This window comes from Phyllobacterium sp. YR531 (assembly GCF_000282595.1).
Classification (GTDB): Bacteria; Pseudomonadota; Alphaproteobacteria; order Rhizobiales; family Rhizobiaceae; genus Phyllobacterium.
In genome coordinates this window covers 428,006-446,511 of the sequence record NZ_AKIZ01000016.1, presented here as the reverse complement: position 1 = coordinate 446,511, position 18,506 = coordinate 428,006, and the positions used below count along the sequence as shown (strand labels likewise).

The 18,506-nt window shown below is 52.3% G+C and carries 32 protein-coding genes, 1 tRNA gene and 1 pseudogene; 13 read left to right on the top strand and 21 right to left on the bottom strand.

Features of this window, described 5'->3' with window-relative positions:
- Positions 1-31 precede the first annotated feature (31 nt).
- Genes PMI41_RS09440 through ptsP form a run of 5 tightly spaced genes read left to right on the top strand, consistent with a single transcriptional unit; the run spans position 32 to position 4,704 of the window.
- Positions 32-466, top strand: a complete 435-nt coding sequence (locus PMI41_RS09440; RefSeq protein WP_008124129.1) for a transcriptional regulator GutM — start codon at positions 32-34, stop codon at positions 464-466.
- A gap of 41 nt (positions 467-507) precedes the next feature.
- Positions 508-1,266, top strand: coding sequence for a PTS glucitol/sorbitol transporter subunit IIC (locus tag PMI41_RS09435; RefSeq protein ID WP_008124128.1), 759 nt, complete (start codon positions 508-510; stop codon positions 1,264-1,266).
- Between the two features lie 17 nt (positions 1,267-1,283).
- Entirely contained in the window at positions 1,284-2,306 is a 1,023-nt protein-coding gene (locus PMI41_RS09430) for a PTS glucitol/sorbitol transporter subunit IIB (protein ID WP_008124127.1), read from the top strand.
- Positions 2,307-2,335: 29 nt separating this feature from the next.
- A complete protein-coding gene (locus tag PMI41_RS09425) occupies positions 2,336-2,713 on the top strand; it encodes a PTS glucitol/sorbitol transporter subunit IIA (protein ID WP_008124125.1) in 378 nt (125 codons plus the stop codon).
- 38 nt (positions 2,714-2,751) lie between these two features.
- Entirely contained in the window at positions 2,752-4,704 is a 1,953-nt protein-coding gene (gene ptsP, locus PMI41_RS09420) for a phosphoenolpyruvate--protein phosphotransferase (RefSeq protein WP_008124124.1), read from the top strand.
- Here the strand turns inward: ptsP and PMI41_RS09415 are convergent.
- On the bottom strand, positions 4,701-5,441 hold the full coding sequence (locus PMI41_RS09415; protein WP_008124122.1) for a hypothetical protein: 741 nt from the start codon (positions 5,439-5,441) through the stop codon (positions 4,701-4,703). The two genes, ptsP and PMI41_RS09415, sit on opposite strands and share 4 nt — an antisense overlap.
- A 195-nt stretch (positions 5,442-5,636) precedes the next feature.
- On the opposite strand from PMI41_RS09415, the gene PMI41_RS09410 reads away from it, so the two are divergent.
- Both PMI41_RS09410 and PMI41_RS09405 read left to right on the top strand, forming a co-directional pair.
- Positions 5,637-6,635, top strand: a complete 999-nt coding sequence (locus PMI41_RS09410; protein ID WP_244423926.1) for a sugar-binding transcriptional regulator — start codon at positions 5,637-5,639, stop codon at positions 6,633-6,635.
- Between the two features lie 97 nt (positions 6,636-6,732).
- A tRNA-Ile gene (locus PMI41_RS09405) sits at positions 6,733-6,809 on the top strand.
- 61 nt (positions 6,810-6,870) lie between these two features.
- Here the strand turns inward: PMI41_RS09405 and PMI41_RS09400 are convergent.
- From PMI41_RS09400 to PMI41_RS09315, 19 genes are all read right to left on the bottom strand, one after another.
- Positions 6,871-7,395 (bottom strand): hypothetical protein, encoded by a 525-nt coding sequence (locus PMI41_RS09400; protein ID WP_008124118.1) that lies wholly within the window; start codon positions 7,393-7,395, stop codon positions 6,871-6,873.
- On the bottom strand, positions 7,392-8,501 hold the full coding sequence (locus PMI41_RS24620) for a tyrosine-type recombinase/integrase (RefSeq protein WP_008124116.1): 1,110 nt from the start codon (positions 8,499-8,501) through the stop codon (positions 7,392-7,394). The genes PMI41_RS09400 and PMI41_RS24620 overlap by 4 nt, the downstream gene beginning before the upstream one ends.
- A 9-nt stretch (positions 8,502-8,510) precedes the next feature.
- On the bottom strand, positions 8,511-8,759 hold the full coding sequence (locus PMI41_RS09390; protein ID WP_008124114.1) for a hypothetical protein: 249 nt from the start codon (positions 8,757-8,759) through the stop codon (positions 8,511-8,513).
- A 224-nt stretch (positions 8,760-8,983) separates the two neighbouring features.
- Positions 8,984-9,265 (bottom strand): hypothetical protein, encoded by a 282-nt coding sequence (locus PMI41_RS25015; protein WP_008124111.1) that lies wholly within the window; start codon positions 9,263-9,265, stop codon positions 8,984-8,986.
- A complete protein-coding gene (locus PMI41_RS09375; protein ID WP_008124109.1) occupies positions 9,258-9,530 on the bottom strand; it encodes a DUF3850 domain-containing protein in 273 nt (90 codons plus the stop codon). The genes PMI41_RS25015 and PMI41_RS09375 overlap by 8 nt, the downstream gene beginning before the upstream one ends.
- Entirely contained in the window at positions 9,531-10,058 is a 528-nt protein-coding gene (locus PMI41_RS09370) for a hypothetical protein (RefSeq protein ID WP_040854203.1), read from the bottom strand. It abuts the gene before it with no gap.
- A gap of 80 nt (positions 10,059-10,138) precedes the next feature.
- Positions 10,139-10,435, bottom strand: a complete 297-nt coding sequence (locus tag PMI41_RS09365) for a hypothetical protein (RefSeq protein WP_008124105.1) — start codon at positions 10,433-10,435, stop codon at positions 10,139-10,141.
- Entirely contained in the window at positions 10,432-10,572 is a 141-nt protein-coding gene (locus tag PMI41_RS25010) for a hypothetical protein (protein WP_008124103.1), read from the bottom strand. The genes PMI41_RS09365 and PMI41_RS25010 overlap by 4 nt, the downstream gene beginning before the upstream one ends.
- Positions 10,569-10,982: a DUF968 domain-containing protein gene (locus PMI41_RS09360; protein ID WP_008124102.1), complete on the bottom strand. Its 414-nt coding sequence runs from the start codon at positions 10,980-10,982 to the stop codon at positions 10,569-10,571. Before PMI41_RS09360 ends, PMI41_RS25010 begins: the two co-directional genes overlap by 4 nt.
- Positions 10,982-11,155 carry a hypothetical protein gene (locus tag PMI41_RS25005; protein ID WP_008124100.1) on the bottom strand — a complete coding sequence of 58 codons (174 nt, stop codon included), beginning with the start codon at positions 11,153-11,155 and terminating at the stop codon, positions 10,982-10,984. Before PMI41_RS25005 ends, PMI41_RS09360 begins: the two co-directional genes overlap by 1 nt.
- Positions 11,155-11,352 (bottom strand): hypothetical protein, encoded by a 198-nt coding sequence (locus tag PMI41_RS09355; RefSeq protein WP_008124098.1) that lies wholly within the window; start codon positions 11,350-11,352, stop codon positions 11,155-11,157. The genes PMI41_RS25005 and PMI41_RS09355 overlap by 1 nt, the downstream gene beginning before the upstream one ends.
- Positions 11,349-11,870 (bottom strand): hypothetical protein, encoded by a 522-nt coding sequence (locus PMI41_RS09350; RefSeq protein ID WP_008124096.1) that lies wholly within the window; start codon positions 11,868-11,870, stop codon positions 11,349-11,351. The genes PMI41_RS09355 and PMI41_RS09350 overlap by 4 nt, the downstream gene beginning before the upstream one ends.
- A gap of 20 nt (positions 11,871-11,890) precedes the next feature.
- The gene (locus PMI41_RS09345; protein WP_008124094.1) at positions 11,891-12,511 is read right to left on the bottom strand and encodes a lambda exonuclease family protein; all 621 of its coding nucleotides are present in this window, start codon (positions 12,509-12,511) and stop codon (positions 11,891-11,893) included.
- Positions 12,508-13,278, bottom strand: coding sequence for an ERF family protein (locus PMI41_RS09340; protein ID WP_008124092.1), 771 nt, complete (start codon positions 13,276-13,278; stop codon positions 12,508-12,510). Before PMI41_RS09340 ends, PMI41_RS09345 begins: the two co-directional genes overlap by 4 nt.
- On the bottom strand, positions 13,275-13,463 hold the full coding sequence (locus PMI41_RS09335; protein ID WP_008124091.1) for a hypothetical protein: 189 nt from the start codon (positions 13,461-13,463) through the stop codon (positions 13,275-13,277). The genes PMI41_RS09340 and PMI41_RS09335 overlap by 4 nt, the downstream gene beginning before the upstream one ends.
- Positions 13,464-13,611: 148 nt before the next feature.
- On the bottom strand, positions 13,612-13,917 hold the full coding sequence (locus PMI41_RS09330) for a hypothetical protein (RefSeq protein ID WP_008124089.1): 306 nt from the start codon (positions 13,915-13,917) through the stop codon (positions 13,612-13,614).
- A gap of 145 nt (positions 13,918-14,062) precedes the next feature.
- Positions 14,063-14,410: a hypothetical protein gene (locus tag PMI41_RS09325; protein WP_008124088.1), complete on the bottom strand. Its 348-nt coding sequence runs from the start codon at positions 14,408-14,410 to the stop codon at positions 14,063-14,065.
- Positions 14,403-14,660: a hypothetical protein gene (locus PMI41_RS09320; protein WP_008124087.1), complete on the bottom strand. Its 258-nt coding sequence runs from the start codon at positions 14,658-14,660 to the stop codon at positions 14,403-14,405. Before PMI41_RS09320 ends, PMI41_RS09325 begins: the two co-directional genes overlap by 8 nt.
- 45 nt (positions 14,661-14,705) lie before the next feature.
- Positions 14,706-15,518, bottom strand: coding sequence for a LexA family transcriptional regulator (locus PMI41_RS09315; protein ID WP_008124086.1), 813 nt, complete (start codon positions 15,516-15,518; stop codon positions 14,706-14,708).
- Between the two features lie 38 nt (positions 15,519-15,556).
- Here PMI41_RS09315 and PMI41_RS09310 point away from each other — a divergent pair, with 38 nt between their 5' ends.
- Genes PMI41_RS09310 through PMI41_RS09300 form a run of 3 tightly spaced genes read left to right on the top strand, consistent with a single transcriptional unit; the run spans position 15,557 to position 16,704 of the window.
- Entirely contained in the window at positions 15,557-15,775 is a 219-nt protein-coding gene (locus PMI41_RS09310) for a hypothetical protein (RefSeq protein WP_157179349.1), read from the top strand.
- The gene (locus PMI41_RS09305; protein WP_008124083.1) at positions 15,772-16,386 is read left to right on the top strand and encodes a GIY-YIG nuclease family protein; all 615 of its coding nucleotides are present in this window, start codon (positions 15,772-15,774) and stop codon (positions 16,384-16,386) included. The genes PMI41_RS09310 and PMI41_RS09305 overlap by 4 nt, the downstream gene beginning before the upstream one ends.
- Entirely contained in the window at positions 16,387-16,704 is a 318-nt protein-coding gene (locus PMI41_RS09300; RefSeq protein WP_008124081.1) for a hypothetical protein, read from the top strand.
- Between the two features lie 11 nt (positions 16,705-16,715).
- On the opposite strand, the gene PMI41_RS09295 is transcribed toward PMI41_RS09300, so the two are convergent.
- Positions 16,716-17,093 (bottom strand): hypothetical protein, encoded by a 378-nt coding sequence (locus PMI41_RS09295; RefSeq protein WP_157179348.1) that lies wholly within the window; start codon positions 17,091-17,093, stop codon positions 16,716-16,718.
- A gap of 29 nt (positions 17,094-17,122) precedes the next feature.
- On the opposite strand from PMI41_RS09295, the gene PMI41_RS09290 reads away from it, so the two are divergent.
- From PMI41_RS09290 to PMI41_RS09280, 3 genes and pseudogenes are all read left to right on the top strand, one after another.
- Positions 17,123-17,488 (top strand): hypothetical protein, encoded by a 366-nt coding sequence (locus PMI41_RS09290; RefSeq protein WP_008124077.1) that lies wholly within the window; start codon positions 17,123-17,125, stop codon positions 17,486-17,488.
- Between the two features lie 81 nt (positions 17,489-17,569).
- A pseudogene (locus PMI41_RS09285) lies at positions 17,570-17,779 on the top strand (repressor LexA); the annotation flags it as partial.
- An 11-nt stretch (positions 17,780-17,790) separates the two neighbouring features.
- Complete coding sequence (locus tag PMI41_RS09280; RefSeq protein WP_008124072.1) at positions 17,791-18,441, top strand: hypothetical protein; 651 nt, start codon at positions 17,791-17,793, stop codon at positions 18,439-18,441.
- The last annotated feature ends 65 nt before the right edge of the window (positions 18,442-18,506 follow it).

Genomic DNA, 18,506 nt, shown 5'->3' with positions numbered 1-18,506 from the left:
ATGCTGCGGCGAAACAGGGAGGAGAGTTGGCATGGTCATGTGGCAATGGGGGTTGCTTGCGCTCGGTGTTTTGTGGGCTTTGCAATCGCTTGGTGTCTGGTACCAGATGCGCCACTATGCGGATGTCATGAAAGGTATCACATCGAAATATAATGACGGATTTGTCGGAGCCGGCAATGTTCGGGGTCGTCTTGGCAAGGGAATGATCGTTCTGATTGTAACAAATGCCGATCTGGCCATTCAGCGGTTTCTTGTGATGAGCGGCCGCTCGGTGTTCGCCAAGTTCAAGCGGCGTCCGGAATTCGAGAATATGTCGATTGATGCCTTGCGTGAGAGCTCTTTGATGACAACAGAAGAAGACCGTGCACTTGCAAAAGCGACAGAAGTTGCAATTGCACAGATTGATCGCGCAAAGACAGAGCCGAAAAGAAACGGTCTTACGGGAATAAAGGCAGTAAACGCATAGGGACGGTCACTTCGAGGGGGTGATTGGAAGGAGGAGGGAACATGTCAATTCTGACTATATTGGCACAGCATGCGGATATCGCTGCCCACCACATATCGGTGGCCGGATCGATGGTTTCAGATGCTGCGTTACACGGCAAACAGGCAATCGATCATGCGGGAAATGATTTTGTCGTTCTTGCGCAATCGACAGGCGACATATCGGTCGAGGAGTTCAAGCAGAAGCTGCAGAATGTTCAGCAGGAAGAGCAGCTTGGCTGGTTAACGAGCATAGGCAAGTATTTTATCGGCATTTTCCAGAAGGGCGGCGAAGTGTTTGCCGGGTTTGTCACCGGGATCATTCCAACCCTTGTCGTGTTGATGACCGCCTTTTACGCGCTGACCGAGCTGGTGGGAGAGGAGCGCGTCCATGGCATTGCTCGTGGTGCAGGGCGCATCGCCTTGACACGCTACACAGTACTTCCTCTGCTCTCCGTATTTTTCCTGACCAACCCGATGGCTTACACCTTTGGATCGTTCCTGGAAGAAAAACATAAGCCTGCATTCTATGATGCAGCCGTTTCCTACGTTCACCCACCTCTCGGGCTGTTTCCGCATATCAATCCTGGCGAGTATTTCGTTTGGGGCGGTATCCTCGTTGCGCTGCTGGAACTTGAGAAGAAAGGTGCTGTTCCCACGGGCTATCACGTCAATGTCGCCATTTGGTACGCGATTGTTGGCTTGGTGGTCATCTTGCTCAAAGGCATTCTGACTGAGCGCATTACCGCCATTATGGCGCGCCGTCAGGGCATTGAGCTTTAATCCAGGGGGAGCAGATAATGTCCAAGACTTATACACCAGTAAAAATTTCCCGCGGCAAAAACGGATGGGGCGGGCCGCTCGTCATTCAGTTGACGCCCGAAAGAAACAAGGTTGTCTCCGTTACCGGTGGCGGTATTCATCCCGTTGCACGGCGCATTGCAGAACTGACAGGTGGAGAAGCCGTCGATGGTTTCAAGGCTCCTCCAGTTGAAGGGGAAATGGGGGTCGTTGTTGTTGATTGCGGCGGCACGGCACGATGCGGAGTCTATCCACGCAAACGCATACCAACCGTAAACCTGACCTCTGTGGGACAGGCTGGGCCTCTGGCGCAATTCATTACGGAAGACATCTATGTTTCGGGTGTCAAAGAAACTGACATTGAGCTGGCAGACGGATCGCAACCAAGCACTGTTGCCGGTAGTTCTTCGTCGCACTCAGCGCCGCCAACGCCAGCCGAGCTTGCCGCTTCGATGCGGGCCTCCGATACCAGTGAGAAGGGCGAGGGTGGCCTGATCGGTTTGATCAGCACTGTTGGCCGTGTAATGGGCCGTGTTGTTGGCATCTTCTTCAACGCTGGACGCCGGACGATCGATCAGGTTGTTCGTAACGTGCTGCCTTTTATGGCTTTCGTCACAATGCTCATCGGGTTCATCCTTTATACAGGGATCGGTGACGTATTGGCCCAGCCAATGGGTCCGCTTGCAAACAATATTGTGGGGCTGTTGATACTTTCGGCGATTTGCGGTTTGCCGTTCCTGTCACCAATATTGGGGCCGGGTGCTGTTATCGCGCAGGTTATCGGGGTTGCAATTATCGGGCCGCAGATTGCCAATGGCACGATTTCGCCTGCGATGGCCCTGCCTGCACTCTTCGCCTATAATACACAGGTCGGTTGTGACTTCGTGCCAGTCGGACTTGCGCTGGGTGAAGCCAAACCGAAGACGATTGAAATCGGCGTTCCTGCGGTTCTGATCAGCCGTCAGATCATGGGGCCCGTATCGGTGCTGATCGCTTGGGTTGTCAGCCTGATCGTATTTTAAACCAGAAGCAGAGATAGAGGTTCGCCATCATGTCAGTCCAATTCAAAACACGGATAACAGCCGTCGGGCCTGAAGTGGCGGATCTCGCGGAGGGTGGCGTTGTCATTCTTTTTGCCGATGGCGCTCCTCCGGAGCTGGCCGAGGTCTCGATACTTCATCTGACGGAAGAAGATCCTTCTGATTCAAGCCCCCCTGTGGGATCTGTTATTCAGATAGGTGAAGTCTCGGCGAAAATTACCGGAATGGGCGATTATGCGTGGCAGAAAGTAAAGGAAATTGGCCACGTGGTGATCACGTTCAATGGTGCCAGTAAGGTTGAGCGGCCAGGTGAAATTTGCGCCGCTGAAATATCGGCTGACAGGCTTGTATCAGCGCTGAAGGTCGGAGCCGTGATCACCATCGGGTGATTGCCGGGAACAACATCGAATACCGAAGAGAGAATTGAATGGAACGCTCGACTATTGTGCGGGTGCATGATGGATTGCATGCGCGGCCAGCTACGCGGTTTGTAAACCTTGCCAAAGGTTTTGAATGCGATATCGAACTGGTAAAGGCTGATAAGTCGATCAATGCCAAGAGCTCGGTAAAACTCATGCTGCTTGGCGTGAAGGAACATGAAGAGGTAACCGTTCGTGCAACCGGGGCAGATGCTGCGGAAGCGATAGAAGCGCTTATTGGCTTTCTTGAAAATCCGCTCTCTGGTGCTAGTGAAGCGCAGACGAAATCATCAAAACCAATAGCAAGCACAACGGCAGAAAAATCCGCAACCTCCAGCCAGTTGCGTGGAGTGGCGGCGAGCGAAGGCTTGGCGATGGGGCCGGCATTTGGGTTTTTCCCACCAGTCATCGATGAGCAGAATCTTGCTATCCCGCCGGATGCGATACCTGCTGAACTTGCCCGGTTGAGACAGGCTTTTGTTATAGTACAGGATCGCATGAGCGCATCACTTGAAACGACCGACCTTGCGACGAGTGACAGAGGAATCATTGCGGCATTGAAGGATATTGCTGGCGATGACGATCTCGTGGAAGGCGCAATGAAACTTGTCGAGGGCGGCATGGATGCGGTGTCGGCGGTCATCGGGACCACTTCGCGTATTGCCTCAGAGTTTGCTTCTCTCGACGATCCATATCTGAATGCACGCGCTGACGACATGAATGCTGTAGGACGCCAGATATGTCTGGCGCTCCTGGGGCAGAATGACGTCAATCTCGATGCCATTCCCAATGGTTCAATTCTTGTCGCGGATGATATTGGCGCTTGGGATCTGGCGAGGGCACCTTTAAAAAACATCGCGGGGATAGTTTGCGGTCGCGGAGGAGCTACCTCGCATGTAGCTATTATTGCGCGTGCGCATGGCGTGCCCGCTGTACTTGGGCTTGGACAGGACGTACAGCGCCTGAAGAATACGGGCATCATTGCCTTGGATGGCCATAATGGTGAAATCTTCGACGATCCCGATCAAGAGATCACAACCAGGTTTCAGAAGAAAATCGCAGAAGCTGCAGCAGAAAGCCAGGCTTTGAGCGTATTCAAAGATTTTGTTCCCAAACGTGCAGACGGGACGGTAATAGAGATCGCCGCCAACATTGGGTCGCTTGAAGAAATAGAAGCGGCACAGGAAGCCGGTGCTATGGGCGTCGGGCTTTTCCGCACGGAGCTTTTATTCATGCGGCACATCCACCTTCCATCGGAAGATTTTCAAACGGAAACCTACACTGCGCTCGCAACTGCTTTTGCGCCGTATCCGGTTATTGTACGAACGCTCGATATTGGCGGTGACAAGGCCATTGCCGGCATTGAATTTCCTGATGAGGATAATCCGTTTCTGGGATGGCGTGGGATACGGATGTGTCTTGACCGTCCGGACGTTTTCAAGCCTCAACTGCGAGCGCTTCTAAGGGCAGCTGCCAAAGGCAACATCAAGGTCATGTTGCCGATGGTTTCGAGCGTCGAAGAGGTGTTTGCAACGCGGGCGCTGATTGAAGAATGCGTTTCGGAACTGAAGGTTGAGGGGCGTGAATATGCGCCGTTTGATCTGGGCGTCATGATTGAGACGCCAGCGGCAGTCTTGATTGCTCCGGCGCTTGCGCGTGAGGTCGCATTCTTCTCCATTGGAACGAATGACCTTACTCAATATGTCATGGCTGCAGACCGCCTCAATCCTACGGTTGCCAAACTGAATGATGTGACGCATCCGGCCGTGATGGCGGCCATCGAAATGACCGCTCTGGCTGGTGTGCAAGCCGGAATAATGGTTGGGATGTGCGGTGAGGCGGCAGGCCGTCCGGATCTGATACCGGCTTTCATTCAAATGGGATTGACTGAACTCAGCATGAGTCCGGCCTCGATACAAAGGGCCAAAAAGTGCGTAAGCGACTTAAGCCAATCCACCTAAGGCAGGTGTGGAATGAGAAAAGCGAAAAGATCGGACAGTGCGTGAAGGTTATCGCCGCGAGTGATGGCCTGTTCGAACTTGTCCGGGCGTGCCTGCAAAGCCAACAAGGTCGTCTCGACGAGCTTCTCTCCGCTCGGCGGGTGTTCTGAATAGGTGGCTAGCCCAATTGCCAGAGCGAGTGCAGCAAAGCAAAGAAGTGTTTTGCCCTGATCAGAGGTCTGCGCACCAAACAATGATGTACTGCAATAGTGTGTCTGCAATTCCATAGTCAGGGCCGCGCATGCTTTGCCGATATTTTTCTGATCACCATTTCTCGCAGCTGCCAGCAAAATCGCATGGCGGCGAATCATGATCGAGTGCACGGAAGCGAAACTCGCTTCGTGAATAAGGGCATTCGGTTCGTGAAGAGTTTTGAGTAGGTATTTCGTCAGGTAATAAATATCGCGGCAGAAGAGTGTTGCGCCTGCCTCGTGATCTTCAGAGAAATATACCGCCAGACTACGCGCTTCCGGAGCACTGGAGTGCGCGGCGGGGTTTTGCGAAATGACTGAAATGGATAATGCTTCAACTGTCGTAAAAGCCTTATCCATCACGCGCGCCACCTTATCCAGCATGAATTCGGGTAGCTCCCGAGGCGTTAACGCCGCGTCTTGCCGACTGGCCCTGATCAGATGACGGACATCCCGAAGCCTGTCTTTCAGACCAACGACGATATCATTAGAGATGTCCCTCGGCATATTCATGACCCTGCGCAGGAAAGTGGATAAGGCTTTGTATCTTTTTTTCTTGGCTTGCTAAATAACATTCTGGTGGAGTTGTATAATAATGATCACGCAGGCGATATGCCTGCGTTCGCAGGCATAGGGGGGAGACGATTGACCGATCGACGCAAGCGACCGAATGGTGCCGCTGGCAGCCCGAAGAAAGCTGCACTGGATGTTGGCCAGCCCGATACAAAAATCAGCCGAATGCGTATGCGTGCGGCCTGGATGTATTACATCGAACAGATGACACAAAATGAGATTGCCGAAGTTCTTGGCGTAGGCCGGGTGACCATCGTGCGCATGCTGGCAGAGGCACGGGCACGCAATGAAGTGAAGATCGGCATTCAGGGCTATCTATCCGATCTTATCGCCCTGGAACGACAGGTCGAACAGCAATTCGGCTTAGACAAAGTGATTATTGCTCCTTTGTCACAAGCGGAAAGCGATCCAATACCCGCCATCAGCGCCGCAACAGGCGCGTATTTATCTGACGTTGTCAGCAATGGCATGCGTGTCGGCGTCGGCTGGGGACGGACGTTGCTCAGCACATTGTCGTTCATTGAGGCACGGGCACTGGAAGACTTTACGGTCATCTCACTTTTGGGGGGAATCAGTCAGCCCCGTCGTTTCAATCCTGCAGAATTTGCCTGGCAGTTCGCGCAATTGTTTCAAGGGGAGGGCTATCTTATTCCGGCTCCCGCCATGGTCGACAGTATTGAAACCAGAACGGCGCTGATCGAACGATGCGGATTGAAAAGCGTATTCGAAATGGCAGAAGATCTTGATATGGTCCTGCTCAGTGTAGGTGCCATTGAGACTGCATCGAGCACACCATATCGCATCGGATTTCTTAATGAAGGTCATCAAGCATCACTGGCTGAAAAGGGTGCCGTTGGTGACCTGTTGTTTCATTTCTATGATAAACAGGGAAATCTTGTCGACCACCCTGTCCATGATCTCGTCATGTCAGTCGGTATCGATACAATACAACGGGTGCCGGTGAGGGTTCTGACGTCAGGCGGGCGGGAAAAAATCAATGCACTTTACGGTGCCATGAAGCTTATCCGGCCAACCGTATTTATCACGGATGAGGAAAGCGCCAGGCAATTATTGAGCATGGCAGATGACGAAACGGTTCGTCCCAGTACTTCTTTGGGAAAAAGTTGAGGTAATTAAACTGTTTGGCCAGTCGGGGATTGCATTCAGAATTTTTCCCGTTATTGATCCCCGCACGGCTTGCGCTCGTCGCAGGCTGCCTCAGGTGGGGCCTGTAGCTCAATTGGTTAGAGCCGGCGGCTCATAACCGCTTGGTTGGGGGTTCGAGTCCCTCCGGGCCCACCATTTCTTCAAATAGTTAAATCATTTCAATATGATAGAGCTATGGTCGCTGTTGGTTAGCCATTCAGTTAGCCAGCGCGTTAGCCCGCATCTCTTTGACTAACGTTAAAAGCGGCCCTTCACCCCAGTTATTCATAGCCAAATTTACTATCTCGCAAACGATTCGAACGTTGCCCTTTGTATAGCCAAGGTGCGGGAAAACGCGATCAAGGCTCGGACGGAAGGCGTGATTGCTACGATCTTGGTCCACATTTTTTAATGGAAATGGAATACCACTCACAGAACATCGCCAGCCTTGTAACTCTAGGAGAGAAACCACGTCTGGCTCTGTAATATCCATCGGAACCAGTTGACGTGCCGATCTCGTTCTAGCTCTCTTCAGAGAGGATTTTACATATCGGTCGATCAGATTAGCTCTGTGGTTGTCGCTTAGATTAGAAATGCCATTTGCAGCGAGTTCGTACTGTCGCTCGAATTCTGGGCTTCCCGGCTCACCCTTCAAAGATATTTGTCGAGTTCCCCGTCGGTAGCGATAGCGAACTTTGCCATGCCGATCCTTGAAACTTGAAACGAAAGGATAGACTGTCATCCAGTGTTCCTTCTTACAAGCCGTATCACTTTATCCATGCCATCAGTAGCGAGTCGCGCCTGTTCGGCTTCTCGGGAATAAAGCTCGGCATGTTCGATGTCATCGTGGCCTAAAGTGTCCATAATCTGTCTTGTAGACGCTCCACCCTCTGCCAACATCTTTCCAAGCGTTTTGCGCAAACCGTGCAGGGTGAACCCCGGCTCTATGCCTGCAGCCCTTGTCCAGTCTCCCATCCGGCCTGTAAGCGACTTGGGAGAGAATGGCTTGCCATAAGCTGTTACCAGAACCGTCTCACCTGTGCGAGGCGCTGCGTCGAGAATATCGGCCATCATAGGTGTGATCGGCAGAAACAGTTCTTTTCCACCTTTGCCCTGCGTTATTCTGAAGCCGTCAACAGTCCGGGCTTGGCCGTCCATATGAACCGTTTTGCTAGTTCGTTGGTCCCAACGAAGGGTGGCAACGTCTTCCCGCCTGTTCCCCAGCCAAAGAGCGATAGCGTAAACAAGGCGCGGTGTAGTCCCCACTTCCCATCTCGCTTCGAATTTCTGCATGGCTTCCGCTGACCACGCCTTCCAGCCAGTATATTCAGGACGCCAGTTCAATTTGTAAGACGGATCAACCTCAATCCATTCCTCATCTAAAGCCACATAGATCATCTTCCGGATCGTGGTCAGGAGGTGCTTGGCCTTGTGAGGTGTGTCTGAGTATTTGGAGATGATATCTTTCAGGTGCCGGCGCTTCAGATCCTTTACTGGCACGTTCTTCCAGAGATAAGGATTGTCGTCTATGACGCGCGATTCCAGAAACATAGTGGCGAGCGATACATTCTTGGCTTTCGTCGACGGATCATAAGATTTCCAGTCGGCAGTGTCCTGAACGCGGTTCCAAGCTGCGCCAAGCGTTCTTGGTAGTGCTGCGTTGGGATGCTGGATGACTTTGCGCTTTGTCTGCACTCTACCGTTTAGTGCATTGTCGTAAGCTTGCTCAAAATCAGGCTCTCCGGGCTGTCCTAGAAGCGAAACAGTCTTTCCTCCACGACGAAACCGCCAGCGAACGGTTCCGTGGCGGTCTTTGAAGTTGGAGAGGTAGGGGCGGCTTTCGGTCATGCGGCCACGTTAAGCCGCTCTGCCACGCCCTGACAATATGGCGTCGATAATATTCTCATTGGTATCAGGCAAGTCAGCAAATGCAGCATCGAGCGCATAGCGATCCCAGATGACGCGGCCGTCAACACGCTTTCCGCGAGGCATACGGCCATCTTTGACCAGTTCATCGAACTTTGTAGCGCCTACGCCAATCCATCTGGCGGCCTCGTCCCGACACAATCCGCGAGGTGGATATGATATTGGGTCATGTCTAGCCATCGGAGTTACCCCCGTTATCCACTGTCTCCGGCCACTTTTGTTCGCAGCAGGGACATAAATCGATAAACGGTCCAATCATTCTCGCGGTGTCCAGATCGATGTTTGCTCCGTTTTCGATACGTGAAACAGTGGCTGTCGAAAGCCCTGTGTGCTTTGCCATTTCTCTAACGCTGTAATTTAGGCGAGTTCGCAGTGACATGAAGCGATAAAGCGTTTCAATCATTCTACTCTCCCTCCTGTATAACTGAGGAGAGGGCGGAGGCGGAAAGCATAACGCGGTAGATAGCAGCCACGTCTCTATACACATCGTCCGATTGGTCTTCATCTACGCCAGCAAGAATTACTTCATGGCTCGGCTCTCGCAAAGCCTCATAGACCACGGCTAGTGCTGTGATGGCCAGTTTGCGCGCAAACGCACCACCCATTTCACTACCGTTATCTTGCGCCGTATCCACGATCTCACAGGTCAAGCGCTCTATCAGCGCCCTGTTTGGCTGGTTAGTCATGGGAGGTGTCCTCCAGATCAGCCAGACCCAGAACGACATAACCGGGTTCAATACCAAACTGGCCGCCATGAAGCGTATATGAAATCCGCTTGGCTATAGCGTTTCGATAATTTTGCGGGCCTTGGTCCGGATCAAAATATTCGAGGTAGATTTGATCACCTGTCTGAAAATCGCGGTCGTTCTTTCGGACTTCAAAATTCTTGTCAGAACGGGCAACTGCTTCCCAATAGACGGGCAATGTTTTGAGGTAATGCACTTGGGCCATCTACTTATCCTCCAAGGAGCGAGCACGGCGGGTGACAAGTGCAATCTCCTTAGGCAGTTCGCTCATAAACTCTATGCTGCATTCCGGCGAAACATATGCACCACAGGCTGACGCGCTTTCTGATATAATCGAACGAAGTTTACCGTTCTCACCCTCAAGCACCGCTATACGCTCTGAGAGGAGCTTGTTGGATCGGTAGGCTTCTGACAATAAAGACGAGAAGTAGCTCTGTAATTGCTTGCCAATATCGGCGTGCGAATTGCTCGCTGCCGCCTTTATCTGTCTTACTAGTTCCACGCGTGAAATAATTGGGTATTCAATCCTCTTGCTTAGCTCTTCTCGCGCCGCATCCCTTTCCGCTGTAAGGCTTGCAATGGTGGCGGTCTGTTGGCGAACACGCTCAATCAACGCATAAAATGTTGATGGGCTTTCAGACCAAGGCGGCAGCTTGTCCGTTAAAAGGCGCAAAAGCATGTCAATATCGGCGTCTGTTATCGGATCTGGCGTGGGGTTGTTGGGGGCGGTCATGGCTGGGCCACCAACACAACAACACGTGGCAACCCCGTCAGGAGTTAAGGAGACTAAAGCACCACATTTTGTGCAGGCTCTCATTTGCGGCCCTCCGATTTCAGGGAGCGGACATAATCCAACACATCACGTACGAATGTGAATTGTCTGGCCTCCAAGCCTTTCAAGACAAAATCAATTGCTTCATTCCAACCCGCAGTAACTGGTTGATGGGCGAGGGTGGTGTCGATTACATCGGCAACCTGTCTTAATAGTTTGACGGTTCCCTCTGTATCTCCGAGATAGGATGCATCAGCACGAGCCCGAAGAACCCATGGCCAGTTTATGCTATCCGTCGCTGTCTTCTGCTCGTCCGTGGCGGGTGTTATGTCGGTCATGGCTTCACCTTGAGGACTTTCACCTTTGTTACTTGGCCTGATTTTCGCTGATTTGCTTGCTGACGGGCTTCAATAGGGTCTTCTGCGTCCACGTCTATGAAGTCACCGGATTCGTAGTGGACGCGGAAGGTTGTCATGACAAATCCCTTTCATAGCGGCCAGCATCCACAAGCAGTTGATTGATTTTGGCGGCACAGAAGGGCTCGGCATCGTCGCCCATGGCAGACCATGCTCCGAACAGGATCAGGGCAAGCTCGTGCGGGTTAATCCCTTGAGCATTCCACCAGTCACGTTCATTCGTGGCATGCTGCGCTGTATGGCATTCTGGATGCAGGGGAAGCGCCCAACGGTCATCGGCTTTCGAACCTTTACCGCGTCCGTAGTGGAGATAGTACGGATTAGCGAAACTGACGTGGGCGGCATGAACACCGTACCGGCCGGAAACGACACACGGGAGGGAATGAAGGAATGACAGGTAGTCAGCCTTCTTTGCCGCTTTGCGCTTTGGAGTTGGATCTGGGTGATACTTTGCGATCTGATAGGCCATTACTCGACCCCTTTCCAAGCAGCAGTAATGCCGATGTAGAGCCAGAAGAGAGCAAACGGCCAATGTATCCACACGGCATTGTCAGCGAACAGATTCTGAGGCGTGTCGCCATTGGCCTTTGACGCCGATGTTATTGCCTGTATCAAGCAGGCGAGGAAAACTGCAAAGCGCATCAAGTAGCCCTCCGCGAACGCTTCACTGCGCGTTCAACGATTGCGCAAAGCTCTGGAATCATGGCTTCGATAGCGCACTCGTTCTGTGCGACTTCCATTTTCAGCCGTAGTGTTGTCGCATCACGGGTTGCAACGAACTCAGCAAGGCGAGCTTTTGACCGGCGCACATGGCTCGGAGCGTAAAGGGCATAACTCATGCTGCCCTCATCTGGTTCAAGGCGGACGTACCAGGATCAACGCCTAGAAGCCCATCTACATAATCGAGAACGGCTTGTTTGGATTTCTGAAAGCGTTTTGCGCCCATGGCATGCATTGACTGCGATTGAGCCGTAAAGCGCATGAGGGTGTTTCCCTCGATCCGGACAATGCAGTACGGGTCATCGTTGGTCAGTATCTTGAACCAACGCTCTGCCTCGGCTCGGCTGGAACATGCAACGCTTGTGCTGTCGCAGAAGCCACCGGCAATAAGTGCATGCTTGCGAAGCTGATCTTCGTTGAGAAACCGCGACCCGACTTCTTCTGGCAAAGACAGCCAAGCCTCATGCAGCCAAGCAAACTGATGCTTGTGCGATACCCACGAGCGATCTTCCTGCACTTCCATGCGGTAGTTTTCGCCTACGACAAACTCTGCGTTGACCAGATTATGGTAGCGCGGGAGAGGGCGCATTACTTCACCGTCCCACTGCCAAACCACATTAATGCTTTCTCTTGGCATATCCTGTCCTCCGTCTGGCTTTAAGCTGCCGCTTGGATTGGTGTTTCGCCGTAGTGCCGGATGCTCTCGACGAGGTCCGCCAACTCTTCGTTGAAGCGATCGATCTCGGTCTTCATTTCATTGATAAATTCTTCGTCGCGCTGAACGCGCACGATCAGGACGGGAAGGCGCGGCCAAAATGATACGAAGTCCCACCACTCACGCTCTGCAATCCAGAGGTTTCCCTGCACCTGCGCCTTGTGCTCCGGCGGAAGCCGATTGCGCAAAAGCCGGTCAATCTGAATGTGTGGAAGCGCTGTCTTGATTTCCAAGCCACCAGCAGAACCGACCAGACTATCGGGGCTTGCGCCACAGTTGCCGTTCCGGATGAATCCGACCTGTTGAATGTCAGCGCTTTCGATGAACGCGTAATGGTTGCGAGCATCTTCCTCCATGAAGCTGCCACGCTCCATGTGAACATTTGAATAGGTTTCGGAAGGTTCGCCGGTTAGGATTTCACCGGCAAGCTTACGCATATACTCACTGCGCGTCTTGCCTTCGCCCTTTGCCATGACGGTGGCGAACTTCGATGCGGTGGGAATGCCAAGGCGAGCCTGAAACCAATCATCCGTGCCTTGGTCGATTTCGAAGACCTGTATCATTTGGCCATCCTCCGCTTCTTTTCTTCAAGGAGCTGGACGGCACTTTCGAAATCCTTTGCCAGCATATCTGGTAAGGCATCAATCTTGCCAAGTTCGCAGAACTTCTCCGTATCAGTCTCGGTTTCTTCAATTAGCTCGCGAACACGGGCCAGTTGTTCCTCGCTGATGAACTCAGGCTTGACGTTATTTTGGCGGTTGCCGTCATTGTCGTCGCCAGTGCTGATGTTGAACAGCATGCAAAGAAGGTAGCGACGGCCATATGTGGCGGTGCTGCCAAATGCTTGGGTGCCGGTCTTGTTGACGCCGCCCTTTGCGCCAGCGCCATCGACAGGTATTTCCCCGACACCGTTTCGGACGTGGCCTTCTTCATGAGAGATTTCCCAGAGAATGCGCAACTCGCCATTGTCGTTATATCCATCTGGCTGGAACGAAACACCAAAGCCGTACCGATGAATGATCGGCATTGCTTGTTCTTCGATTGCCGCAAGATCGGCATAAGTGGACCGCGTGTGAGTGTTGGTTCTGGTCTTGGTGACGACAGGCAAATCAGCCTGACACTTCGACATCGCCGCGAAGTAAGCCTTCTTTGCAAGCCTATCATCGGCTTCACGTGCGCGATCTTCTTTGCGTTCCAAGAGGCCCATAATTTCTTTGAGCCTGTCGATAGGAATGCTCGGGTCCATTGCAACACGCTCGATTGTGGCCCACATGGATGCATCGTTTGCTGGTGCAATATTTTGCTCTTCGTGTTTCGCTAATGCGCTCATGATGCTTTCCTCATTCTGTCCTGAAAATCGCTTGCCATTTCATCGGCGAGCATGCGTGCGCCCTCGGCACCGAACACTGAGACGGCGTCTTGAACTGCCATTTTCAGACGGTATCGAACGAATTCTTCTGATTTGTTTTGCGCACTATCGACAATGCGGCGGGTGATGATTGCGGGAGAGGTCATTGCAGCCACCCCACTGTAATGGCGGACCAGAAGTAACTGGAGCCTAAGAAAATGATGGACCAGACTAAGAAGCGTTCCACCCGTCGGGCGCGTCGGTCTTGAGCGTCGGCCATGTCGTCAAGTTCAGTGTTTGGAATGTGCGGGCTCATCAGTTTTTCCCCGCAATGTGAAGGCATTCTTCAAGAGAGATTTCGCGAGGGCCGCGTTTTTCTATGCGCATGTCCAGATACGCATTGCGGAGATACATGCCGAACTGAGCGCGATTGAACCGGCGAGGCGCAACGCCCTGACGCTGTTCGTATCCAATCACCCATTCACGGTAAGAAGCCCAAGCAGTACGCAGGGCAGATGATGCAGTTGCATTCGACCGGACCTGCTTTGCCACTGCTGGCTTAGCGATCAAGCCTGTAAGAAACTGGCCAAGGTCTGTAGTGGTTGTGTGGATTGCGGTCATTGCGTCCATCCGTTGTTTGATGGACTGAGAATGACATATCAACACGAAACATGTCAACATGAAAAGTGTCATAAACATAAATCATGTTGTAGACAGCGAAAATAAATCCGCATTATTAGCGGCTAAAAAACAAATTTGATTTTACTTATTTGGGAATGGTTCCAACAAGTTGTTGGATCTGAGTTTGGAAAAGGATAATAGCCGCTAATAGAACCGAAACGATTCCGTAAACAGAAAACACAAATCCTTTTGTAGCCATTGAAGTCTCAATTGATTTCAGGCGATCTCTAACGTCTTTCATATCGACGCGTAGTTCACCAACATCTCGTTCGATGTGTGAAACTGTCGCCTCAAGTTTTGCTACACGTGCTTCCATACCACCATATGTGCCACCGCCATCACCAGATTTCAAATGTTCATTCGAAAACTCTCGAAGCTTTTCATTTTGCTTGCGCAAATATTCGAGCGAAATGTTGCTATCCTTCTCAGTCATTGCGCTTCTTCTTCGTCAACGCGGCGGCATTAACCTTGTGAAGGGTTGCCAGTAGGTCGTCGATTCTTCTAAAGGATTCGGTTACTTCGCCATCGAATGCAGATTTCTCTCCTGCATTTGGTATTTGCACGTGCTGTGACAATTTCACAAGTGTTCCATTAACTTGGACAAGTGCTGCCGCAATTTTGATCAACTCATCTCGAAGTAATCCATATCGGAAGTCATGCCACGTATCGTTATTCTCATCCATTTGACGCTATCCTTAGGTGCAATGGCGCACAATGAATTTAAAATTCTATCGCACATTGCCGAACTTTCGTATCACGCGGCCGACGATGTACAACTCATCGGCTTTCCAAATTTTTGCTGCGTGACGAGGGTTATCGGACATCACTGAAAGTAGTATCTCGGCGGCGCCAGGTTCGCTTACAATCTCGAGCCTTTTAATGGCCATCCCCCCAATCTCATCAATGATCGCATACAAGCCATCAGGTGACGGGCGCCGATGTCGCGTATCAATGAACACAACGTCGCCTTCATCTAGCGTCGGCTGCATTGAATCGCCTTGGACAGGGAATATCGCAACATCTTTCGCAGCCAGCCCAAGCGTCACCAGAATTGCCGGGGGGAGCTTCCAATAGTCTTTGACACTCTCGGCAGAAAACGTCATGCCATGCTTCCCGAGAACGCCCTCGTTGGCGATTGCAAAACCGCCGGCGCCCATTCCGGCAGTCACGTCAATTTGAGGTGAGCTTCCTTCCGGCGCGCCGGAAAAACCGGTCTCCGAACCGAAAGACATCCGCTCGTCTAAGTCTGTTTTATCTTGAGAATCCGGATCGTAGCTGTGTATTAAACGCGACTTACCATCACGAATGCCGGTAAGAAGTTCGGCAGCACTGACGCCAAACTTTCGGGCATAAACTAATGCTTCTTCCGGCCCGTATTCATTTTGCCCGTTTTCATGTGCCCTGTATGTCGATGCTGACACGCCAAGGGCTTCTGCGGCCTTTGCAGCCGAACTAAACCCTGAATTTTCCCGCGCGTCACGCAGTCTGTCGCCCATGCTTTTCATGGAATCAACATTTGCAGAACGTTCAACATAAATCATGTTGACAATTTGACACGAAACATGTTGATATGCCGATCATGAACACGATCGAAGAAATTTTCATTGCGATTGGCGGCACTGGCGCTTTTGCCAAGGCCATAAGCGTCAAGCATTCGACTGCTTCGGAGATCCGAAGGCGTAAGTCGATACCCGTCAAGTATTGGCCAGCGCTTATAGCCAGCGCCGACTTGATGGCTGTCAGTATCGACAACGACCTTCTCGTGCGTGTCCACGTTGAACAGGACGTTGCAGCATGAGCACCTTTCCATTCCGCGAAGAAGACTTGGCCATTCAGGCAGAGGCCTTTGCCCAATCCATAACGCCAGCAAAGGCGAGGTGGCTGTACTGCTTTGAGAAGGCAACCTTTCTCAAGCCCCTCGGTAACGGAGAGAAGTTGCGTGTTCCCCACAAGAGAACTCTTCCGATCTGCGAGCGTATTCTGGGTATCCGGAAGGGGCGAGCTTGGTTTCGAATGCACCAAATCCGTCACATGGGTTTCGATGAAGCTTTTGCATGGGCAGAGACACGGCCAATCTACCAAGGAACACCGTTCTTCGGAGTCGGCCCAATGCAAGCTTGGCATGTAGGCCATATCTATTTTGCGCGTGTTCAAAGCCATCCTCACGTGTTGAAGATCGGGTTTTCTCGCCGTGTTGCTGATCGGCTGGCTGAGATCGAGAGCAAATGCAAGACCAGTGTGTACGTTAGCCCGCATGGCTTGAAGGTCGGCACCCTGGCGGATGAGCATTGGTGGCACAAAAACTGGAACGACTTCCGAATTTCCGGAGAGTGGTTTTTCGATCCGCACATGTCGGAACGTACGCTGCCAGACTTCCTCGCTGACACACACGTTTCGGAGGCCGCGTAGATGATTACGGCCGAACCAAACTACGCAGGGCTTTCCGATGAGCTTTCGCAATTGGATGAGCAAATACAAGCTCTCCAGACCGCAAAGAAGAACATCTATGGTTCCGTTCGCGACAACTTTGGCAAGAGGACTGCCGATGCACTCAAGCTTGCTGTGAAACTTAATTCCATGCCGTCCGAAAAACGCATGGATCGCGATGCTGTGGAAGAAGACGCTTTCCGCATTCTGGCGATCATCCAAGCGCCTCGCGTAGCGCGCAGCGAGCGTGCACATGGAAACATTGAACAATTTAACACAAAAACAGGCGAGGTCGCATGAGCCTCGCATCACTAACCGCCAGAGTAGGTAACACTACGATATTTCGGTTCCCGTCGTTTCGTCTGCGCGTCAGGCGGTGGCTGGCGATGGGATGGGTCTCTTGCCCCTTTAGAACCTCGAACTGCCGGTACAGCGCCGCCGACCTTATCCCTATTGCTCGCCACGTCCTCCCGACCTCCCAAGCTGGCTTGAGCAATGCTGACGGAGGGCGCCACGGCGTTGGCACCCTCCGTCCTTTTTCTCGCTTTGGCTACGTCGGACAGGACACGGGCTGCGAGAAATCCAATCTGTTTTTCCGACCAATCATCAACCTCGTGATCCCCATCGCTCCGGTTGCTGGTCGCTTCATCCACTATCTCACTGCTCTCCGTTCTGCGGCTGCTCATCATGACAGCAACCGTATTGGAGATTTTTTGTCATGGGTAACAAACGTTCTGTCGAGGACGACAAAATGACTGACGTCTACGTCAAAGAGGCCCGCGTAATGGGCGAGTTCCTTTTGCGCCGCGAGTATCGGGGCATGGGCGACACTATCGAAGCCGCAGCGCACCGTGTGCAGAGAAAGCTTGGTGCTCCGGCATCAATCCTCCTGCGCCTGCGCCACCGGCGGGAAATGAAAGACATGATGCTTTCCAGCTTCGCGGCAATCGCTGAGGCCTACCAGAAGGTGTCCGACAAAACAGACCAACTCTACGAAACTGAGAGGGAACGCCATGCACCCAATTCGAAAGCTGTGTGGCTGGGCGATCTTGTTGCTGGGAAGAGCATCGCGAACCGCAATTAATAAGGTCAGGGCCTTTTGGCGTCGATTTGTCCAGCGAGAGAAACCGCAACACCGAGAAAAGATGCAGCAGGGAGATCACAAATGACAGTAGCCGGAATTACCCCGCGTCAACGTGAATATCTCGATGCGTTTCAATCTTTCGTTGATACCAACAAATACTCGCCGTCATACGACGAAATGAAAGTTGCCTTGGGGCTTTCCTCGAAGAGCGGCATTGCTCGGCTCGTCGATGCTCTTGAAGAGCGCGGATATCTTTGCCGTCGTCCTGGTGAGGCTCGCTCCATTCAATTGGCGGTGCGGCCATGAGGGACGCGGCAATTTTCCTCTATGACAAAACCGGTATTGCAGCCCGTCCCTGGGCTGAGGCTGGCATAGAGTGCTGGTGCGTTGACACACAGCATTCCATTCGCCGTGATCGAAAAGAGGGCCTCATCAATTTCGTTTGGGGAGATGCCCGTTCTTGGCGGCCTCCGGCTGGCCTCAATATTGTCTTCGTCGGCTCCATGTCGCCATGCACTGATGTTACCCTCGCCGGCGCTCGCGATTTCGAGAAGAAGGGCGGTATTCTGCTTCGCGATGCAATCGAATTGTTCGAAGCTGGCAGACAGTGTGCCGCTTGGTCTGGCGCGCCATATTTCTGCGAGAATCCAGTAGGTGTACTTTCGGGACTGCCACATATTGGCAAGCCCGATTATTATATTCATCCTTGTCATTATGCTGGCTACGCAGACGATCCAGCCGAGGATGCTTACACAAAAAAGACTGGTCTTTGGGTTGGCAATGGCTTTGTCCTGCCAGAAAAGAAGCCGGTTGATCCTTTACTAGGATCGAAAATGTGGCTCATGGCTCCTAGCAGCGACCGTGCAGATCGCAGAAGCGCTACGCCCGCAGGCCTTTCAAAAGCACTCTTTCTGTTTAATGCCCCGGAACGCTATCGGAGGCTGGCAGCATGAACGACAACCAGCCCGACTCCATCAGCCTCCGTGATCTGCTTTTGGGAATTGTCCTCGCTATACTC

Bases quoted from the DNA above. Each gene is read 5' to 3' on its own strand.
- PMI41_RS09365 (WP_008124105.1), bottom strand. From the start codon at position 10,435: ATGACCGACATAACACCCGCCACGGACGAGCAGAAGACAGCGACGGAT.
- PMI41_RS25015 (WP_008124111.1), bottom strand. From the start codon at position 9,265: ATGACTAACCAGCCAAACAGGGCGCTGATAGAGCGCTTGACCTGTGAG.
- PMI41_RS09355 (WP_008124098.1), bottom strand. From the start codon at position 11,352: ATGAGTTATGCCCTTTACGCTCCGAGCCATGTGCGCCGGTCAAAAGCT.
- PMI41_RS09315 (WP_008124086.1), bottom strand. From the start codon at position 15,518: ATGATTTATGTTGAACGTTCTGCAAATGTTGATTCCATGAAAAGCATG.
- PMI41_RS09375 (WP_008124109.1), bottom strand. From the start codon at position 9,530: ATGGCCCAAGTGCATTACCTCAAAACATTGCCCGTCTATTGGGAAGCA.
- PMI41_RS09330 (WP_008124089.1), bottom strand. From the start codon at position 13,917: ATGACCGCAATCCACACAACCACTACAGACCTTGGCCAGTTTCTTACA.
- ptsP (WP_008124124.1), top strand. From the start codon at position 2,752: ATGGAACGCTCGACTATTGTGCGGGTGCATGATGGATTGCATGCGCGG.
- PMI41_RS09430 (WP_008124127.1), top strand. From the start codon at position 1,284: ATGTCCAAGACTTATACACCAGTAAAAATTTCCCGCGGCAAAAACGGA.
- PMI41_RS09295 (WP_157179348.1), bottom strand. From the start codon at position 17,093: ATGATGAGCAGCCGCAGAACGGAGAGCAGTGAGATAGTGGATGAAGCG.
- PMI41_RS09310 (WP_157179349.1), top strand. From the start codon at position 15,557: ATGAACACGATCGAAGAAATTTTCATTGCGATTGGCGGCACTGGCGCT.
- PMI41_RS09435 (WP_008124128.1), top strand. From the start codon at position 508: ATGTCAATTCTGACTATATTGGCACAGCATGCGGATATCGCTGCCCAC.
- PMI41_RS09290 (WP_008124077.1), top strand. From the start codon at position 17,123: ATGGGTAACAAACGTTCTGTCGAGGACGACAAAATGACTGACGTCTAC.
- PMI41_RS09340 (WP_008124092.1), bottom strand. From the start codon at position 13,278: ATGAGCGCATTAGCGAAACACGAAGAGCAAAATATTGCACCAGCAAAC.
- PMI41_RS25010 (WP_008124103.1), bottom strand. From the start codon at position 10,572: ATGACAACCTTCCGCGTCCACTACGAATCCGGTGACTTCATAGACGTG.
- PMI41_RS09320 (WP_008124087.1), bottom strand. From the start codon at position 14,660: ATGGATGAGAATAACGATACGTGGCATGACTTCCGATATGGATTACTT.
- PMI41_RS09390 (WP_008124114.1), bottom strand. From the start codon at position 8,759: ATGGCTAGACATGACCCAATATCATATCCACCTCGCGGATTGTGTCGG.
- PMI41_RS09335 (WP_008124091.1), bottom strand. From the start codon at position 13,463: ATGACCTCTCCCGCAATCATCACCCGCCGCATTGTCGATAGTGCGCAA.
- PMI41_RS09440 (WP_008124129.1), top strand. From the start codon at position 32: ATGGTCATGTGGCAATGGGGGTTGCTTGCGCTCGGTGTTTTGTGGGCT.
- PMI41_RS09345 (WP_008124094.1), bottom strand. From the start codon at position 12,511: ATGATACAGGTCTTCGAAATCGACCAAGGCACGGATGATTGGTTTCAG.
- PMI41_RS09415 (WP_008124122.1), bottom strand. From the start codon at position 5,441: ATGCCGAGGGACATCTCTAATGATATCGTCGTTGGTCTGAAAGACAGG.
- PMI41_RS09360 (WP_008124102.1), bottom strand. From the start codon at position 10,982: ATGGCCTATCAGATCGCAAAGTATCACCCAGATCCAACTCCAAAGCGC.
- PMI41_RS09350 (WP_008124096.1), bottom strand. From the start codon at position 11,870: ATGCCAAGAGAAAGCATTAATGTGGTTTGGCAGTGGGACGGTGAAGTA.
- PMI41_RS09325 (WP_008124088.1), bottom strand. From the start codon at position 14,410: ATGACTGAGAAGGATAGCAACATTTCGCTCGAATATTTGCGCAAGCAA.
- PMI41_RS09425 (WP_008124125.1), top strand. From the start codon at position 2,336: ATGTCAGTCCAATTCAAAACACGGATAACAGCCGTCGGGCCTGAAGTG.
- PMI41_RS09300 (WP_008124081.1), top strand. From the start codon at position 16,387: ATGATTACGGCCGAACCAAACTACGCAGGGCTTTCCGATGAGCTTTCG.
- PMI41_RS09280 (WP_008124072.1), top strand. From the start codon at position 17,791: ATGAGGGACGCGGCAATTTTCCTCTATGACAAAACCGGTATTGCAGCC.
- PMI41_RS09370 (WP_040854203.1), bottom strand. From the start codon at position 10,058: ATGACCGCCCCCAACAACCCCACGCCAGATCCGATAACAGACGCCGAT.
- PMI41_RS25005 (WP_008124100.1), bottom strand. From the start codon at position 11,155: ATGCGCTTTGCAGTTTTCCTCGCCTGCTTGATACAGGCAATAACATCG.
- PMI41_RS09305 (WP_008124083.1), top strand. From the start codon at position 15,772: ATGAGCACCTTTCCATTCCGCGAAGAAGACTTGGCCATTCAGGCAGAG.
- PMI41_RS24620 (WP_008124116.1), bottom strand. From the start codon at position 8,501: ATGACCGAAAGCCGCCCCTACCTCTCCAACTTCAAAGACCGCCACGGA.
- PMI41_RS09400 (WP_008124118.1), bottom strand. From the start codon at position 7,395: ATGACAGTCTATCCTTTCGTTTCAAGTTTCAAGGATCGGCATGGCAAA.